This is a genomic window from Mesorhizobium sp. WSM4816 (genome assembly GCF_055811535.1).
The window spans coordinates 1-16757 of the sequence record NZ_JBVVQR010000062.1 but is presented as its reverse complement, the minus strand read 5'-3'; the positions used below and the strand labels follow the sequence as shown (position 1 = coordinate 16757).

15 protein-coding genes and 2 tRNA genes are annotated in these 16757 nt (G+C 61.6%); 9 read left to right on the top strand and 8 right to left on the bottom strand.

From position 1 onward, the window contains the following. Positions 1–483: 483 nt before the first annotated feature. Positions 484–1269, bottom strand: coding sequence for an ion transporter (locus tag AC0L3H_RS31995; protein WP_473495458.1), 786 nt, complete (start codon positions 1267–1269; stop codon positions 484–486). A gap of 594 nt (positions 1270–1863) precedes the next feature. On the opposite strand from AC0L3H_RS31995, the gene AC0L3H_RS31990 reads away from it, so the two are divergent. The 3 genes from AC0L3H_RS31990 (at position 1864) to AC0L3H_RS31980 (ending at position 3797) form a co-directional block, all read left to right on the top strand. Further along, on the top strand, positions 1864–2352 hold the full coding sequence (locus AC0L3H_RS31990; protein WP_473588131.1) for an EF-hand domain-containing protein: 489 nt from the start codon (positions 1864–1866) through the stop codon (positions 2350–2352). A 54-nt stretch (positions 2353–2406) separates the two neighbouring features. Then, positions 2407–3513 carry a flavodoxin family protein gene (locus AC0L3H_RS31985; protein ID WP_473495460.1) on the top strand — a complete coding sequence of 369 codons (1107 nt, stop codon included), beginning with the start codon at positions 2407–2409 and terminating at the stop codon, positions 3511–3513. A 95-nt stretch (positions 3514–3608) separates the two neighbouring features. Beyond that, positions 3609–3797, top strand: coding sequence for a DUF1003 domain-containing protein (locus AC0L3H_RS31980; protein ID WP_287137954.1), 189 nt, complete (start codon positions 3609–3611; stop codon positions 3795–3797). Between the two features lie 112 nt (positions 3798–3909). Here the strand turns inward: AC0L3H_RS31980 and AC0L3H_RS31975 are convergent. Further along, positions 3910–3986: transfer RNA gene (locus tag AC0L3H_RS31975), tRNA-Asp, on the bottom strand. Positions 3987–4201: 215 nt separating this feature from the next. Between AC0L3H_RS31975 and AC0L3H_RS31970 the strand changes: the two genes are divergently transcribed. The 6 genes from AC0L3H_RS31970 (at position 4202) to nadE (ending at position 10015) form a co-directional block, all read left to right on the top strand. Further along, positions 4202–4277: transfer RNA gene (locus AC0L3H_RS31970), tRNA-Val, on the top strand. Positions 4278–4453: 176 nt separating this feature from the next. Then, positions 4454–4924: a VOC family protein gene (locus tag AC0L3H_RS31965; RefSeq protein WP_473588130.1), complete on the top strand. Its 471-nt coding sequence runs from the start codon at positions 4454–4456 to the stop codon at positions 4922–4924. Between the two features lie 308 nt (positions 4925–5232). Next, a complete protein-coding gene (gene asnB, locus AC0L3H_RS31960; protein ID WP_473588129.1) occupies positions 5233–7170 on the top strand; it encodes an asparagine synthase (glutamine-hydrolyzing) in 1938 nt (645 codons plus the stop codon). A 19-nt stretch (positions 7171–7189) separates the two neighbouring features. Continuing rightward, a complete protein-coding gene (locus AC0L3H_RS31955) occupies positions 7190–7447 on the top strand; it encodes an acyl carrier protein (RefSeq protein WP_473588128.1) in 258 nt (85 codons plus the stop codon). Positions 7448–7469: 22 nt separating this feature from the next. Next, positions 7470–9011: a class I adenylate-forming enzyme family protein gene (locus AC0L3H_RS31950; protein WP_473588127.1), complete on the top strand. Its 1542-nt coding sequence runs from the start codon at positions 7470–7472 to the stop codon at positions 9009–9011. Next, a complete protein-coding gene (gene nadE, locus AC0L3H_RS31945) occupies positions 9008–10015 on the top strand; it encodes an NAD(+) synthase (protein ID WP_473588126.1) in 1008 nt (335 codons plus the stop codon). The genes AC0L3H_RS31950 and nadE overlap by 4 nt, the downstream gene beginning before the upstream one ends. A gap of 32 nt (positions 10016–10047) precedes the next feature. Here nadE and AC0L3H_RS31940 read toward each other — a convergent pair whose 3' ends face one another. The 6 genes from AC0L3H_RS31940 to AC0L3H_RS31915 form a co-directional block, all read right to left on the bottom strand. After that, the gene (locus AC0L3H_RS31940; RefSeq protein WP_473588125.1) at positions 10048–11157 is read right to left on the bottom strand and encodes a hypothetical protein; all 1110 of its coding nucleotides are present in this window, start codon (positions 11155–11157) and stop codon (positions 10048–10050) included. 263 nt (positions 11158–11420) lie between these two features. Further along, positions 11421–12206 (bottom strand): SDR family oxidoreductase, encoded by a 786-nt coding sequence (locus AC0L3H_RS31935; protein WP_473588124.1) that lies wholly within the window; start codon positions 12204–12206, stop codon positions 11421–11423. A 13-nt stretch (positions 12207–12219) separates the two neighbouring features. Continuing rightward, the gene (locus AC0L3H_RS31930) at positions 12220–13215 is read right to left on the bottom strand and encodes an ABC transporter permease (protein WP_473588123.1); all 996 of its coding nucleotides are present in this window, start codon (positions 13213–13215) and stop codon (positions 12220–12222) included. A 150-nt stretch (positions 13216–13365) separates the two neighbouring features. Then, the gene (locus AC0L3H_RS31925; protein WP_023798316.1) at positions 13366–14406 is read right to left on the bottom strand and encodes a sugar ABC transporter substrate-binding protein; all 1041 of its coding nucleotides are present in this window, start codon (positions 14404–14406) and stop codon (positions 13366–13368) included. Positions 14407–14445: 39 nt separating this feature from the next. After that, complete coding sequence (locus AC0L3H_RS31920) at positions 14446–15210, bottom strand: ATP-binding cassette domain-containing protein (RefSeq protein ID WP_287221057.1); 765 nt, start codon at positions 15208–15210, stop codon at positions 14446–14448. 80 nt (positions 15211–15290) lie between these two features. After that, the gene (locus AC0L3H_RS31915) at positions 15291–16457 is read right to left on the bottom strand and encodes an ROK family transcriptional regulator (protein WP_473588122.1); all 1167 of its coding nucleotides are present in this window, start codon (positions 16455–16457) and stop codon (positions 15291–15293) included. Between the last annotated feature and the right edge of the window lie 300 nt (positions 16458–16757).

The following is a 16757-nucleotide window of genomic DNA, read 5'->3' as shown; positions in this document are numbered from 1 at the left end:
ACTCCCCGCGATCAACTCTTCACCACCGAGAAGCTCAATCGTCTCGGCCCAGCCGTCATCTACAAGCGATTCGTGAGACATCGCAGCGTAGAATCACAACCGATTCCCCGCTGCAACTCCTATCTTAACGCATATGCCCTTGAGGGGGAGATGCCCGGCAGGACAGAGGGGGGCGCCTCGCTCCGCCATCAAAGGTTCTGCACCGTCGTGACATCAGTCCGTTCCGACCACGGTGACATATTAGCCACAGTTAATATCAATCGCCAAACCCATCTTGCGTCTTTGGCGTAGGTGTCCCGTAATGGGTCACTGGGTCTGGCGCCGCAATTTGCACGGTCAGCGAAGCCGGGGGGCAATCTTGACCTGGCAATCGAGGGGGTATTGGGGGACCCGCCGCTTCGCAAATGAAGCGGCGGGCTCTTTCACGGCTCATCACAAGCCGCCGAACGGACAGGAATCTTTTGCAATGCGCGCGGAGGCGATCTAGCCGCGAACGCCGGACAATTCGCGGACCTCCGCCCGCAGCGCCTGTAATTCCGCCAGGATCATGGCCTGATCGCTGTGCAGCGTCGCCCTGTCGGCCGATTCCACGGCTTCATGCTCGGCCTCCATCGCCGAAACGATCACGCCGATGAATAGATTGAGCACGGTGAACGAGGTCGCGATGATGAATGGGATGAAGAACAGCCAGGCCGCCGGATAGACCTCCATGACCGGGCGCACCACGCCGTCCGACCAGCCCTCGAGGGTCATGACCTGGAAAAGCGTGAACAGCGATTCTGGTATGCCGCCGAACAGTTCGGGAAAGGACGAGCCGTAGAGCTTCGTCGCCATCACCGCGAAGACGTAGAACACCAGCCCGAGCAGCAGCATAATCGAGCCCATGCCGGGCAAGGCGGTGATGAAGCCGGTGACGACACGGCGCAGCGACGGAACGATGCTGATCAGGCGCAGCACCCGCAGGATGCGCAGCGCCCGCAGCACCGAGAGCGAGCCTGTCGTGGGGATCAGCGCGAAACCGACGACGAAGAGGTCGAATATGCGCCATGGATCGCGGAAGAAATGCGTCCTGTAGACGACCAGCCGGATCGCGAGTTCGAGCACGAAGACGCCGAGGATCGCGCGGTCGATGGCCGTTAGAAGCGGGCCAAGGGCCGCAATCGCGTCGGGCGAGGTTTCGAGGCCGAGCGTGACGGCGTTGATCAGGATCAGGACCATGATCGCGAGGTCGAAGCGGCGCGATTCGATGAGCGATTTCAGGGCATCCAAGGCTTCTTCTCCGTTAGAGCATCGGACCCGAAAGTGGGGACCGGGCCTGGGAAAATCCAATGCTCAAACGCATATGGCCAGCTTGTGACGCACCGAGTACAAAAAGTTGATAACTCTCAGGAACCGACGTCGAAACTTTTTGTAATTAAGGAACCTAGTTCCTCTGCACAGAGGACTTGGTTCTTCGACCGAGCCTGAAAGGGATTGTCGACGGTCCAGCAGCGCAATCTCCAACGTCTGCGATTAGCCGCAGGCCACCACACCTTCGTCATCCCAGGGCGGAGCAGGAGCGAAGCGAGGTCGCGGAGACCCCTGGGATGACGAAGTGGAGGGGTGTTTCGGCTAAGCTCCAACGTTTGCGATTCGCCACTGACGGGAATTTATTGACATTCGCTGCCGATCGCCGATCTGCCAAAATCATTGTGTCGAGTCTTTAATGACAGCGTTCATTTGCGGCAGCGCGAAGGATTGCGTCGCTCGTCGGGACCAAAGATGCAGCGATCGTCTGCCAAATCGCCAGGAACCATGCGGGGGAGCAGCGGGTTTGGCTTGGGTGCCGACACGTTCGGTCCACCATTCTCCAAGGAGAATACGATGACATCAGCAAACAAGACCACAGCAATTGCCGCGGCTTTGGCCATGCTGGCTTCGCCGGCGCTATCCCAGACGAGCTCACCTGCGCCCGCCGCACCTGCGCAGGATCAAGGTTCACAGCCGTCGCCAGGCGGGCCAACCGAAGACTCCATGCGCCAAACGATGCGTGAGATGATGACTGAGATGCTGGAGGAGAGAATGCAGGAGCATCGCCGCCCGCGAGCAGAGCGGCGAGGTGACGACCGTTGGCATCGCGATTTCCGAAGGCCTGACGGCCGCCATATGGGACGCGGGATGATGCATGGTGCGCGGATGCGAATGATGTTCGCGATAGTCGACGCCGACGGCGATGGTGCGCTTTCTCAAACCGAGGTTCAGGATTTTGTCGAGCGGATATTCAGCGCCGTCGATGAGGACGGCGATGACAGCATCGACAGGGAGGAAATCCGATCCTTCTTCCACGGAGGTGCCGACGGAACGGGTGAATAGACCACTGCAAAGACTTGCGCGTTCCTGGACGAAATTCGGGAAAGGAATTCGGAAATGGCTGGTCTCGTTGGCAAGTTTGCCGGGAAAACCCCGGCGCCTCGCAAGGGCATGGCTAGTCCCAGACTGAGTGAGAAAGCCTTCAAGGCAAGGTACAAGCAGCAATTCGTCGACCCGGCGTTCGAACCGCTCGCCCAGTCGATTGAGCAAATCGCTTCGATCGCCTGGCAGGCTTATGCGGATTCCCGCAAGAGCCCGATCACGAGGAAAGCCGGACCTGCGTTCAGCGACCCCGACTACGATCTGTCCGTCGATTGGATTGCGGCGCACGAAGCCGTGCTGCAGGCGCAGCGTCGGTACGAGGATCTAACGGTGCCGCCGCGTCTGTTGATCATCAACGGGTCGTCGCGCAGCGAGCACACCTGTCCCGGCGAGATGTCGAAGAGTTTCCGGCTCGCCGAAATCGCCCGTGAGACCATCGACAAGGAAACGAAACTTGCAGTCGAAATTCTCGATCTGTCGCGGCTTGCTTCCGAATACGGGAGGAACATCCATCCGTGCAAGGCGTGCTTTTCGACGGCCGCTCCGCTCTGCCATTGGCCCTGTTCCTGCTATCCCAACCATTCGCTTGGGCAAGTTCAGGACTGGATGAACGAAATCTACCCGATGTGGGTCGCCGCCCATGGGATCATGATCATCTCGCCGGTGAATTGGTATCAGGTTTCCTCGCCTGTCAAACTGATGATGGACAGGCTTGTCTGCGCTGACGGTGGCAATCCAGACCCCTCGCTGACACAAGGCAAGGATGCGGCAAAGGCAAAGCAGGTAGAACTGGCCGGGTGGGACTATCCGCGTCATCTGGCAGGCAGGCTGTTTTCTGTGATCGTGCACGGCGATGTCGAAGGTGCGGAGAATGTGCGGCATTCCATCGCCGACTGGCTGCGCTTCATGAAGTTGTCGCCGGCCGGCCCCAGCGCCGAGCTCGACCGCTACATCGGTTACTGGAAGCCGTACGCTACAAGCCATGATGAACTCGACGCCGATGAGACAATCCAGGAAGAAGTTCGCAACGCCGCCCGCTCGCTCGCCGAAGCCGTCATCGAACGTCGGGCGGGCCGTTTCCGTCAGATTGGCATCGGCCTGGAAGACCCGCGGCAAAAATAGGCGACCCCGATCAGCGAAGCACGGGGGCCGGAATTCTGCACGGAAACCGCGCCCGAGCTTGGTCGGCGAACGTGCAAGCATCAGCTCGCGGAGTGTTGAGCGAGCACCGCGCCGAGCTGGATCTGCAGATCGGCCTGCTCAACGAGCATGAGACCACGCGACTGATCGAAACCGCCCTGACGGAGCGTTTGAAGGTACCAACGCCGGCAGATGATGAAACCGCCTCAGCTAGCTCAGAACGTCGATCCGCAAGCGGTGATGAGCCAGATCGAACAGGTTTCTGAAAATCAGGCCAAGCGCTGAAATTTATCGGGCGCCAAGGTCGACCCGAATATCTGAATTGCCGGTCCGGCATTCAGAGTTTTTTACATTTCCAATCAGCTAAGTGATTGAAAATGGCGCGAGTGACGGGGCTCGAACCCGCGACCTCCGGCGTGACAGGCCGGCACTCTAACCAACTGAGCTACACCCGCGCAAGACGAGCACGGTCAGCCGTGTTCGTCGTTGGGGCGGTGGATAAGGCGTAAGCCACCGGGTGTCAAGCGGAGCGCGACAGCATAACAGCAAACAGCAGAAGGTTTTTTGACGAGCCGGATTTTGCCGCCGAAAACGACCAGCGGCGAGGCCGTCGTGCGCTCATTTGGCCTTGCGAACCCCGTCCTAACTGCTTAAAGGTCCGCCCCGGAGCGGGCGATTAGCTCAGTTGGTAGAGCGCTTCGTTTACACCGAAGATGTCGGCGGTTCGAGCCCGTCATCGCCCACCATGTTTTCTCAAGGGTTTGAGGTTTTCCGGTTCAGCAGCCGCCACGAAACCCGTATCGAACAGAGGCTTTGCGGACCCAATCGGCCCGTTCGCGTTCAGTGATGTATCGCGGCTCCAGGTCGCTCGGTTCAATGCGAGATGGTATGCTCGTCATCTTATCGGTAAGGGAGGTTCTGCATGCCTGTAACCGTTGGTGCGCACCATCTGACGCTGTTCACACACGACATGGACCGTTTCATTCGCTTTTATGAAGAAATCTTCGACGCGGAAACGAAGTTCGACCTGTCCGAGCCCGGTCCCGGTGGCGGCACTCTTCGTCACTCAATTATCGACTTTGGAGGTGGCTTTGCCCTTCATCCGTTCCAAATGCCGGAACCAACGGGGTATGAAGATGGGTCGATGCAGATGGGCAAGAGAGGTCACATAGATCATCTTGCGCTGAAGGTACACGATGAAGAGTGCTTGCAGGAAGTCAGGCGACGTCTGGTGAAGGCCGGCGCTTCGGATGGGACCATTACAGATTTCGGCGCTGTCCGTCCTGTGACCTTCAAGGACCCGGATGGAATGGAGGGCGAGGTCGCGCGGTGGACCGATAGCAAACGCGTGCTCGGCTTTGAAGAACGCAAGCGGGAGCTTTGGCCAGACTGATCGCGAGGGCCGCATTGGGCTGATCCTGCCTCACACCTGCTCTCTGCTATCAGCTACCTGCGATGAGGACTGGAGTCGCTGCGCAAGGCGGTCATGCGGGGCAACGCTGTCGCGCGCCGCCGTTGCTCGAACAAAAAATTGCGTTTCGCGTTGAAATATACTTCTCTATCCGGGAAGAGATAATAGAACAAAAAAGCACCTTGTCTTTTAATTGTTGTTAACTATGCGGTGGCCGAAATTACCCGGTTAACGCTTGAGCCAGCTATCAAGCTTATGTTTCGGACCTCGCAGATATATGAGTCATAGTAATGTGCGGATTCGGGGGCTATTTCGGTTCGATCCGAGATGCGGAAGCTTTGCTTGCGCGGATGACAGCTGCGATCGCCCATCGTGGGCCGGATGAGCAAGGGAAATTTATGACAGCCGACGCTGGGCTCGGCCATGCGCGGCTGTCGGTGATCGGCATCGGTGATGGCCAGCAGCCGATGTCCGACGAGTCAGGCAATTTGACGATTGCGTTCAACGGCGAGATTTTCAACTACCTGGAACTGCGCGAAGGGCTGATCGCCAAGGGCCGGCGCTTTCGCACGTCGAGCGACACCGAGGTCATCCTGCACCTGTATGACGAGATGGGCGAAGACTGCCTGTCGCTTCTGAACGGCGATTTCGCCTTCGCGATATGGGATAACAGGCGCCGACGCATGGTGCTTGCCCGAGACCGGATGGGTGTCCGGCCGCTGTTCTACACGAACAGGGACGGCGTGCTGTACTTCGCGTCGGAGATCAAGGCGCTCCTGAAGGTTCCTGGCGTCTCGGCCGAGATCGATCCGATCGCACTCGACCAGGTCTTTACGCTGTGGGCGCCGATTGCTCCCCGCACGGCTTTCCGCAATATCCACGAGCTGGAGCCGGCAAGCGTGATGATCGCGACACCGGAGCAAGTCACGATCAAGCGCTATTGGCACCTCGACTATCCGCATCGGGACGCGCCGTCGAAGCTCACCAACGAGGACGATGCGGCCGAGGAACTGCAGGCGCTGTTGAGCGATGCGGTGAGGCTTCGCATGCGCGCCGACGTGCCGGTCGGCTCTTATCTTTCGGGCGGGCTCGATTCATCCCTGGTCTCGACGCTTGCCGCCGGCATGACCCCTCTCCAGCTGCAGACATTTTCGGTGACGTTCGACAGCGCCGAGCACGACGAAAGCGCTTTCCAGATCGAGATGGCGTCAGCAATTGGCTCCCGGCACCGAACCATTGCCTGCCAGGCCGGCGATATCGCCGGCGTCTTCCCCGAAGTCATCCGCTTTGCCGAGCGGCCGATCATCCGCACCGCACCGGCCCCGCTCTACCAGTTGTCCGGCCTCGTTCGCGAGGCTGGCCTGAAAGTGGTGCTGACCGGCGAGGGCGCCGACGAGGTTTTTGCCGGCTACGATATTTTTAGGGAAGCGCGTGTGCGTCGGTTCTGCGCACGGCAGCCGGCATCGCGCATCAGGCCACAGCTGTTCCGCAAACTTTATCCCTATCTGCCGGGTCTGCAGCAGCAGTCCGTAGAGTATTTGGCGGCGTTCTTCGGCGCCGGCAACGCTGCGCTCGACGATCCGCTGTTCTCGCATCGGCCGCGCTTCAAGACCACGGCGGCGGCGAAGATTTTCTTTTCCGGCGACCTGCGCGCGACGTTGAAGGGTTATGATGCAGCCGAGGAACTGGTCAGCCGGCTGCCCCAGGCTTTTTCGCTATGGCACCCGCTGCATCAGGCGCAATATCTCGAAAGCCGCTTCCTGCTGCCGGGCTATATCCTGTCCAGCCAAGGCGATCGGATGGCCATGGCGCATGGGATCGAAGGACGGTTTCCCTATCTCGACCATCGCCTGGTGGAATTTGCCGCAAGACTTCCGCCTGAAATGAAACTGAAGGGACTGGTCGAAAAGCACATACTGCGCAAAGCGGCGGGGCATCTGCTTCCCAGCGCGATCGGGGAGCGTGCCAAGCAGCCCTACCGGGCGCCGGAAGCCCTCTCCTTCGTTGGAGCCGGCGAACTGGACTATGTGCGTGATTGCTTAAGTGAAGCGAACATCGCTGCCGGCGGACTGTTCAACGCCAAGGCGGTGGCCAGCCTTCATGAGAAATGCCGCACGCAGCCAGCGTCGGGATTCCGCGACAACGCTGCCTTCGTCGGCATCCTGTCGACGCAGCTGTGGCAGAAGAATTTCACCGGCCAAGAAGCCAGTGCAGCAAGAGCAGCTTGAGGAATCCAGGGAAGGAAAAATGATGATAACAATCAAGGACAAGGTCAGAGCCTTTATCGTCGACAATTTCTTGTTCGGCGACACGTCTTACGAACTTGCAGATGCCGCCTCGCTGATCGAGAACGACATCATCGACTCGACCGCCGTGGTCGAACTCGTGGCGTTCGTCGAGGATACCTTCGGCATTGCGATGGTCGATTCCGACATCGTGCCGGCCAATCTGGATTCGATTGACCGTATTTCGTCCTTCATCAAGGCGAAAGCGCCGGCAGTCTAGGCGCGATCGGCGAGGAGCGTCCGTGCGGATCGAACATTTTCTGGCCGCGAATGCCGCTGCCCAACCTGCCAAGACGGCATTGATCACCGGGCATAAAAGGCTGAGCTACGAAGAATTTTACGATCTCTCGAGCCGCCTTGCCGCTGCCCTTTTCGCGAACGGCGTCAGGCGCAACGACCGGGTCGTCGTTTTCATGGACAATTGCTGGGAGATCGCGGTTTCGATTTTCGCCGTGCTCAAGGCAGGGGCGACCTTCATCCCGGTCAACCCATCGACCAAGGCCGACAAGCTTGCCTACATCCTTGCCGATTGCGACGCTGCGGCGATCCTCACCCAGGCAAAACTGATGCCCGTGGTCACTGAAGCCTGCGGCGGCAACACCGGCATCTTCGTGGCTTCGACCGTCGGCGCCGATGGTCAATGCCCGGTGGGGGCCACATCCCTGGCCGACTGCCTGACGCTCGAAGCCGGGGAGATTGACCACCGTGGCATCGACGTCGATCTGGCGATGTTGATCTACACGTCGGGCTCAACCGGCCGGCCCAAGGGCGTGATGATGACGCACCGCAATTGCGACGCGGCCTCGGACTCCATCACCACCTATCTGCGCAACACGTCCGACGACATCATTTTGAATGTGCTTCCGCTCGCCTTCGACTATGGCCTTTATCAGTTGCTGATGGCCGTCAGGCTCGGCGCCACGCTCATGCTCGAAAAGTCCTTCGCCTTTCCTCAGGCGATCTTTGAGCGTATCCGCGAGGAGGGCGTCACCGGTCTTCCGCTGGTGCCGACGATGGCAGCGATGATCCTGCAGATGCGTGACCTGGAGCCGGGCTTCCTGCCCAGCGTTCGCTATATTTCCAACACGGCGGCGGCCTTGCCTCCGGCCCATATCGAACGCCTGCGCTGCCTTTTCCCCGGTGTCAGGCTGTATTCGATGTATGGCCAGACCGAATGCAAGCGCTGCACCTATCTGCCGCCCGAGGAACTCGACCGCCGGCCGGGATCAGTCGGCATAGCCATTCCGAACACCGAAGTGTTTGTCGTCGACGACAACGGGCAACGCGTGCCACCAGGTGTGGCGGGTGAGCTGGTCATTCGCGGACCGCACGTCATGCAGGGTTATTGGCGCAACGAAGCTGCGACCGAACGAGCGCTGCGACCGGGCCCGAACCGTTGGGAGAAGGTTCTCTACACCGGTGACCTGTTCAGGACCGATGAGGACGGCTTTCTCTATTTCGTCGGCCGCAAGGACGACATCATAAAGACGCGGGGAGAGAAGGTGGCGCCGAAGGAAGTGGAAGCCGTGCTTCACGGCCATCCGGGCATCGCCGAGGCCGTTGTCGTCGGTGTGCCGGATCCGCTGCTCGGGCATGCGATCGGCGCGCTCGTCATACGCTCGGACCCGAAGCTCAGCGAAAAGGATGTGATGCGCCACTGCGCCCGTCATCTCGAGGATTTCATGGTGCCCAAAATCATAGAGTTCCGCCTGGAATTGCCGAAGACTGACACGGGCAAGGTCAGCCGCCGGCTTGCGTCGGAGATGATGGAGGCCGCGCAATGAGCGTTCGCCCCAGCGATGACGCGCCGACCATTCTGGCGCAGGCCCTGGTGATCGACCCCGGCGCCGAAACGGACAGGATCGTGAGCGCCTTGCGCCAGCAGTTGCGCGGCATTCGCAAGCGCGGCCTGGTGCTCGGTCTTTCCGGGGGGATCGATTCCAGCGTTTCGGTGGCGTTGGCGGCGCGAGCCGTCGGGCCTCAGAATGTACTGTGCCTCTTCATGCCGGAAAACGATTCCGATCCGGAAAGTCTGCGGCTCGGCCGGCTTGTCGCCGGCACTTTCGGTGTCGATTCTATTGTGGAGGATATCGGGCCGATCCTGCGCGCCATGGGCTGCTATCAGCGTCGCGACGCCTTCATCCGCGAACTGGTCCCGGACTACGGCGAAGGCTGGGCCTCGAAGATCGTGATTGCGAACGCCCTCGAGCATGAGGGCTACAATATTTCGTCGCTGGTGGTGCAGGATCCCGGGGGCAAGCAGACCAAACTGAGAATGCCGCTGCCGGTTTATCTCGGCATCGTCGCTGGCACCAACATGAAGCAGCGCACCCGCAAGCAGATCGAATATTTTCATGCCGACCGGCTGAACTTCGCCGTTCTAGGAACGCCCAACCGGCTGGAATACGATCAGGGCTTCTTCGTCAAGAACGGTGACGGCGCGGCGGACGTCAAGCCGATCGCGCACCTCTATAAAACGCAGGTCTATGCGCTCGCGGCCTATCTCGGCGTGCCCGAGGAAATCCGCAATCGGCCGCCGACCACCGATACCTACTCGCTGGCGCAGACGCAGGAGGAGTTCTACTTCTCGCTTCCCTATGACCGCATGGATATTTGCCTTTGCGGCCTCAACAACGGCGTGGCGGCCGAAGTGGTGGGGCAGGCGGCAGGACTGGACGCCTCGCAGGTGGAACGCGTCTGGGCCGACATCGCCGCCAAACGCAAGGCAACGCGCTACCTGCACCTGCGCCCGCAACTCGTTGATGAGGTCGAGGAAGTCAGTACCTGAACTGGCTCTCGATCCAGGTCACGCGAAGCGCTTCAGGTGAAGTGACCCAGCCGGCTCCACTGCTCGCCCGCAAGCCCGTTCAGGAAAGCTTGCGAGTTCTTCATGGCATCCAGAAGCTCTGGATCGCGTGAATGCACCACGGTCGAGGCAACGGTCAGGAACGCGATGCGTCGCCCAAGCATTGCTTCCAGAAGTGCGGGTTGAATGCGTCCGCGCAGGCCGCTGACGCCGCGTACGGCGGCATCATCGATCAGGCAGTCGATCACCGAACCCGCCTGGCCGGGGAGGGCGAGGATCTGCAGCACGCGGCCGATTTCACCCGCCCGCGCGTGATAGGCGAATGCGCCGACATTGGTGCCGACCGGCGATGCTACGGAAACGTAGACAAGCTCGCCCAGATCCGGCCTTTGTGCCGCATCGGTCAGTATATGATCAAGCTGGCCTTCCGCCCAACTCGGGCGCAGGGCGAACTGGGCGGTCAACGGTTCGACGAGCCTGGCAAATGCGTCGCTGTCGATTTGGGATGTCCGAAAAGCCCCATGACCTGCCCCGTCCGCCGCCACACCGGACCAGCGTCGTTCGCTGGACTTCATTCGCCTGCAATAAAACCGGTCGATTGCATGCGCAAACGGATTGAGCATTCGGACAGATTTCATGCGACTGGCGGAAAGGCTGAGCACAAAGCTCGACGGCCGCATCACGCGCACCCAGTCGAGACTGTATTGCGGCAGGACAACGCCGCGCAACCGGGTCCACAATTTTGTGGAAATATCGTTGGCGGTCTCGCTGAACGAGATATCCTGGGGGCCATTCAAATAAGCCTTCAACAAGCGGGCGCCGGCCATCGGGTCGCGTTCATGATCCTCGACCATGAGCGAACTGCAGACGGCGGCGCGTAATTGCCGGCCGTTGAACTGCATCGGCAATACGTGAACGCCGACAAATCCGGAGACGCGGCCGGCGTCGTTGACATGGACAAGCGAGCGGAGATCGCCTCCGCAACCCGGCGCCTCCAGATAAAACCGTCTCATATAGTCGATGAGCGCGGCCGGCGCTTCGGTCCGCTCCTTGCGCAGCACGCGTTGGAACATGCCTGCGACTGCCGGAAGATCGGCACCTTCCAGGGCGCGAATGACGCTCAAGCCCGGCTCCCGGCAGCGGAGTCCCCGCGTTTCCGGACACTGGCAAGGCCTGGCTCCCGACCGGCCATCGCGGCGAACGGCAGCTGTCCGCAGCTGTGCAATCTAAAGTTGCACTCGCTCCGGTGGTGGTCGAAAGGAGAGCTGTAACGCTGCGGCAAGGCAGACCCTTTGCTTCATCATGAAAACGAGCGTCGTTGCTGTTACCAGCTTCGGGTAAACCGATGTTGAAGTATGGGCGACGAATCGAGTTTATCGGGCGCGGATCATGGCGGAAGCAGGCGGAAGTCCTTGCCTTCGGGCAGCAGCTGCCCGCCATCGACGATGATGGTCGTGCCGGTGATGTAGCTGGCGTCGTCCGAGGCCAGGAACAGGAAGGCATTGGCCACGTCGCGCGGGCTGCCGAGGCGGCCGAGCGGTATGGAGTCCTCCATGTTCTTGATATAGGCGGCGCCGCGATGCAGCTGGATCGCTTCGGTGAGGATATTGCCGGGCTCGACGCCGTTGACGGTGATGCCATAGGCCGAGAATTCGAGGGCGGCCGAACGGATCAGGCCGTTGATGCCGGCCTTGGTCGCCGAATAGTGGCCGTGGCCGGGGCTGGTGACGTGCGGACCGGTGATGGAGGAGGTGAACAGCATGCGGCCAGAGTACTGCGCCTTCATCGGAACGAGCGCGGCACGGGCGGCATTGAAGCTGCCGCGCAAATTGACCGCCATGACACGGTCCCAATCCTCCGGGCTGGTGTTTTCCAGCAATTGCCAGGGATAGATGCCGGCATTCTGGACCATGATGTCGAGACGGCCGTGATGGTCGAGCGCCAGCGCAACAGCTGCCTCGGCATCGGCCATCTGCGAGATGTCTGTGCGGATGAAGGCAGCGCCGACTTCGTCCGCGGCCGCTTGCCCGGCCTCGACCTCGGTATCCGCCAGCACCAGCTTGGCGCCTTCTTCGGCAAAGCGCTGTGCGATGCCCTTGCCGATCCCGCGGGCGCCGCCGACGATCAGCGCGACCTTGTCCGAAAGTCTTCCGATCCCTGGACGCCCGGTCATGCCAGCCCCCCTCTCATGCCAGTCTTTGGCGGATGGTTTGCTTGAACGCGTCGAGCAGCACGGCGGCAAGCACCAGCAGGCCGTGGATCACCTGGGTGAAGTTGGCCGGCAGGCCCATGAGGTTGATTGCGGTGTTGATGGCCGACAGCAACAGCACGCCGGCATAGACGCCGGGCAGGGTGCCGACGCCGCCCTTGAGGCTGACACCGCCGATGACGACGGCGGCGAAGGCGTTGAACAGCAGGCCGACGCCGAGATTGGCGGTGGCGCCGGAGGTGCGGATTGCCAGCACCCAGCCGGCAAGGCCGGCGATGGCGCCGGCGAGAACGAAGGCGATGACGAGGTTGCGGTTGACGCGAATGCCGGCGCGGAAGGTTGCGGTCTCGTTGCCGCCGATCATGACCAGGTGCCTGCCGAAGGGGGTCTTGGCCATGATCAGCGAGAAGACCACGAAACACGCAATCGCGATCCAGGCGGTGAGCGGCAGGCCAAGCAGGCGCTGAATGCCGAACCAGCGGATTGCCGGCGCAAGGTCCTGTGCCGAGCGGCCGCCGGAAATGACCAGCACGAGGCCGCGCACCCAGATGTAGGACGCCAGCGTGATGATGAAGGCACTCATCTTCACCTTGACGACCAGGTAGCCGTTGACGGCGCCGATGATGCCGCCGACAGCAAGGGCGATCAGCAGCGAAACCGGAACCATCAGCCATTCCGGGTGCAATTGAACGCCAAGGCCGATACCCGCCGAGCAGAACAGGATGCCGACCGCCATGGCACTGAGCGCCGCCACGGATTCGACCGACAGGTCCATGTGACCGGTGATGATGACCAGCGCCAGGCCGATCGACATGACGCCAAGCACGCTCGACGCCTCGATGATGTTGGCGAAGATGCCGAGCTGGAAATAGTTCGGAATGGAGGTGGAGAAGACCACCAGCACGAAGACCAGCATGAACCAGACGAGGTTGTTGAGGACGAACTCGAGGGCGCGGCGCGTGCGGGGATTCATATGCTGCTCCGGCTGGCGCATGACCCCGAAACCAATTCGATTTTAGGGATCACGCGAGGATTGAAAAACTTCTGCAGCTTGACTTGCGCGTCGTTCGAACGTGCCGGCTGGGCTCCGGGCCAGCGCGGCCCGGAGCCCTGGGCGACTTTGCTACTCGACCGGCTTCACGGTGCCCGAGGGCGGCTTCATGTTGCCCCAGAAGGCCGGGTTGTCGACGTTTTCCTTGGTGATCGCAGCGCCTGGGATCTTGATGTTCGGTCCCCAGGCTTCGATCGTCACGGCCGACTTCAGGCCGAGCACGTCGTACTCGCCCGGCTTGATCTCCTGCTTGTTGACGACCTTGTCCATGAACATGGCGACGGCGGCGGCCTGTGCGTAGAGCGGCTGCTCGACTTCGACGTTGAGCCAGCCCTTGCGGATCAGGTCGAGGCCGACCGGCGCACCGTTCGAGCTCATCAGCATGACGTCGCCCGGCTTCTTGCCGGCGGCCTCGAGCGAGGCGACGGCAGCGACCGAGAGATGGGCGGCGTGGCTGAAGATCAGGTCGATATCAGGGTTGGCGAGCATCTGGTCGTTGACGATGGTTCCGGCTGCATCCGCCGCCCATTGCATGGCAGGCACCGAGATGATCTTGACGTCTGGGAACGCCTTCATCTTCTCCTCGAAACCCTTCTGGATATCGAGCGTGTAGGGGTCGCCAGGATCGCCGAGCACCTGGAGGATCTTGCCTTTCACCGATCCGTGCTTCGCCTTCAAGAGTTTTTCGGCCTGGTCGGCGGCAATCTGGCCGATCTCGACCGTTCCCGCCACCGAGGTGAAATCGGATGGCGTCGAGGTGATCTGGCGATCGAACTCGACAACCGGGATGCCGGCGGCGCGGGCGGCCTCGATAGACGGCTTCAACGCATTGAAATCGACGGCGGCGAGAATGATCGCCGACGGCTTGAGCGCAATAACGTCGTTCATCTGCGATTGCTGAGCGTCGGTCTTGTTATCGGCGTTCAGCGTCTTCATCTCGTAGCCGACCTGCTTCAGGAACATCTCCAGAGCGCTCACCGAGCCGGTCTGGAATTCGTCGAGCAATGTCGGCACCAGATAGTAGACGGTGCCCTTGGACTGGGCGAATGCCGGCGTGAGCGTGGCAAAGGCCAGTGCCAGGATACCGAAGACGGAAAGAAGTATTTTCTTCATGTCGTTCGCTCCTCTTGCGCCGGACCCCTCATTTGTCCCTCAGCCTGCCGGTCCGGCACCGGCGAGCGTCTCTCCGGTGATCATGTCGATCACCGCGTCGGGACTTGTCTTGTTGCGCGCGACATCGCCGGCCACGACGCCTTGCCGGATCACCACGATCCGGTCGGCGACCTGGAAGGCCTGCTGCATGATATGGGTGATGATGACGACGCCGATGCCTTGCCTCGCCACTTGGCGGATCATGTCGAGGCCACGCCGCGTCTGCTCGACGCCGAGTGCTGCGAACGGCTCATCGAGAAGCACGAGCTTGCCGCCAAAATGCACGAATCGGTTGAGCTCGATGGCCTGCCGCTGGCCGCCCGAGAGATGCTCGACATTGGTTCTGAGCGAAGGGATGCGGGTGCCGGCGCTGGCCAAAGCCGTTTCGACCACCTGCTCCATGGCGGGTTCGTCAAGCACGGGAAGGCCAAGAAATTTCCTGGTGATCTCGCGGCCCATGAAGAAATTGGCCACCACGTCGACATTGGTGCAAAGCGAAAGGTCCTGGTAGACGGTCTCGATCCCAGCCGCCTTGGCCTCGGCGGGAGATTTGGCGAGAAATTCCTTGCCCTCGAACAGCATGCGGCCGGAGGTCGGCTCCAGGCCGCCGGCGATGATCTTGACCAGCGTCGATTTGCCGGCGCCATTGTCGCCCAGAAGCGCCACCACCTCGCCCTTGCCGATCGAGAAGCTGATGCCCTTGAGCGCTTCAATCGCGCCAAAATTCTTGGTGACGTTGTCGAGCACCAGCAGGGGCTCGCTCATGCCAGGCTGAGCTCCGCTCATGCCCGGCTGAGCTCCGCTCATGCCCGGCTGAGCTCCGCTCATGCCCGGCTGAGCTCCGCTCATGCCGCGATCCCCTTGCCTTGCAGTATATCTCGACCACGTTCGCGCTCGGCGGTGAATATCTGGCCGAAGCGCGGCGAAAGCACGCCTGAGACGGCAAGTGCGGCGGCCCCGCGCAGCACAGCATGCTGGCCGCCGCGTGCGACGGTGACACGCGGCACCGTGCGGTCGTTTCGCGCCGAGATCGAGTTGGGAAGCCTGGCAACCGAACCGGCCAGCCGTTCAAGCAGATCGGTGGACGCCAGTCCGCCGAGGATGATAGTTTCGGGATCGAACAGGTTCTCGACGATGGTGATGGCGTTGCGGAAGATCGGCCCGACTTCATCAACCCAATCGGCGTCGCTGATGTTCCGGCGCCGCAGCGCCTCGAGCGAGAGGTATCGTTCGAGGCAGCCGCGATTGCCGCAGGGGCACGGCTCGCCACCCGGCACGACAGGGATGTGTCCGATCTCGCCGGCGTTTCCCCAAGCCCCGCGCAACGCGCTTCCGTCATGGACCATGACGCCGCCAAGACCGACACCGAAATAGAGATAGTAGTATTCGGAATATCCCGTCCCGAGGCCGTACAGGCGCTCGCCCATTGCCGCGGCCGCCATATCGGTCTCAAAAAACGCGGGCAGCCCGGTCGAGGCCTCCAGCCGTTCCCTAAGCGCCACGTCCTTCCAGCCGGTCATCGTCGTCGGGCCGATAAAGCTCATCGACTCAACGCCGAAAGGGCCGGGCAGCGCCATGCCGATGCCGAGAACGCGACCGCCCGGCCGCAGTCCGGTCAATTCAAGCACCATCGCGCCGATCAGATCGAAGGCATGGTCGGGCGTCGCGTTGGGGGCCTCGCGGGTGGCGCTCTCGATCACGTCTCCGCTCAAATTGATCAGCGCCGCATTGATACCCAGCGGAGTGACGTGGATGCCGACGGCATAGCCGCCCTCCGGGTTGATCCGCAGGGTCGCCGGAGGCAGCCCGCGCCCCCGCGGCTCTTCGCGCATCGACAGGACGTAGCCCTGTTCTTCCAACTCGCGAACGATGGTCGAGACCGTTTGAACGGTGAGCCCGACCCGCTTGGCAATGTCGCCGCGGGCGATCGGACCGTGAAGGCGGATGGTTTCGAGGACGATGCGCCTGTTGTAAGGCCGCCCAAACTCCTGATTGGTCCCCCGCAGTGCCATGTCTTGCATCCCTGGGAGACAAGAGGTTCGCACCAAATATTTATTCAGTCAAATGGAATTCAAAAAGAAATGACTGGTGTGAAGTGCGGGCAGAGCGCCGAAGCCAATTCAAGAACGCAGCTGATATTGGTTGACAGGCCGGGGGGGGGGGGGGGGGGGGGGGGGGCGGGGGGCCGGCGGGGGGGGGGGGGGGGGGGGGGGGGGGGGGGGGGGGGGGGGGCGCCGGCGGGGGGGGGGGGGGGGGGGGGGGGGGGGGGGGGGGGGGGGGGGGGGGGGGGGGGGGGGGGGGGGGGGGGGGGG

What these genes read in the sequence shown, in the direction of transcription:
- AC0L3H_RS31915 (WP_473588122.1), bottom strand. Translation starts at nt 16,457, where the DNA reads ATGGCACTGCGGGGGACCAATCAGGAGTTTGGGCGGCCTTACAACAGG.
- AC0L3H_RS31955 (WP_473588128.1), top strand. Translation starts at nt 7,190, where the DNA reads ATGATGATAACAATCAAGGACAAGGTCAGAGCCTTTATCGTCGACAAT.
- AC0L3H_RS31920 (WP_287221057.1), bottom strand. Translation starts at nt 15,210, where the DNA reads ATGAGCGAGCCCCTGCTGGTGCTCGACAACGTCACCAAGAATTTTGGC.
- AC0L3H_RS31985 (WP_473495460.1), top strand. Translation starts at nt 2,407, where the DNA reads ATGGCTGGTCTCGTTGGCAAGTTTGCCGGGAAAACCCCGGCGCCTCGC.
- nadE (WP_473588126.1), top strand. Translation starts at nt 9,008, where the DNA reads ATGAGCGTTCGCCCCAGCGATGACGCGCCGACCATTCTGGCGCAGGCC.
- AC0L3H_RS31925 (WP_023798316.1), bottom strand. Translation starts at nt 14,406, where the DNA reads ATGAAGAAAATACTTCTTTCCGTCTTCGGTATCCTGGCACTGGCCTTT.
- AC0L3H_RS31935 (WP_473588124.1), bottom strand. Translation starts at nt 12,206, where the DNA reads ATGACCGGGCGTCCAGGGATCGGAAGACTTTCGGACAAGGTCGCGCTG.
- AC0L3H_RS31930 (WP_473588123.1), bottom strand. Translation starts at nt 13,215, where the DNA reads ATGAATCCCCGCACGCGCCGCGCCCTCGAGTTCGTCCTCAACAACCTC.
- AC0L3H_RS31965 (WP_473588130.1), top strand. Translation starts at nt 4,454, where the DNA reads ATGCCTGTAACCGTTGGTGCGCACCATCTGACGCTGTTCACACACGAC.
- asnB (WP_473588129.1), top strand. Translation starts at nt 5,233, where the DNA reads ATGTGCGGATTCGGGGGCTATTTCGGTTCGATCCGAGATGCGGAAGCT.
- AC0L3H_RS31990 (WP_473588131.1), top strand. Translation starts at nt 1,864, where the DNA reads ATGACATCAGCAAACAAGACCACAGCAATTGCCGCGGCTTTGGCCATG.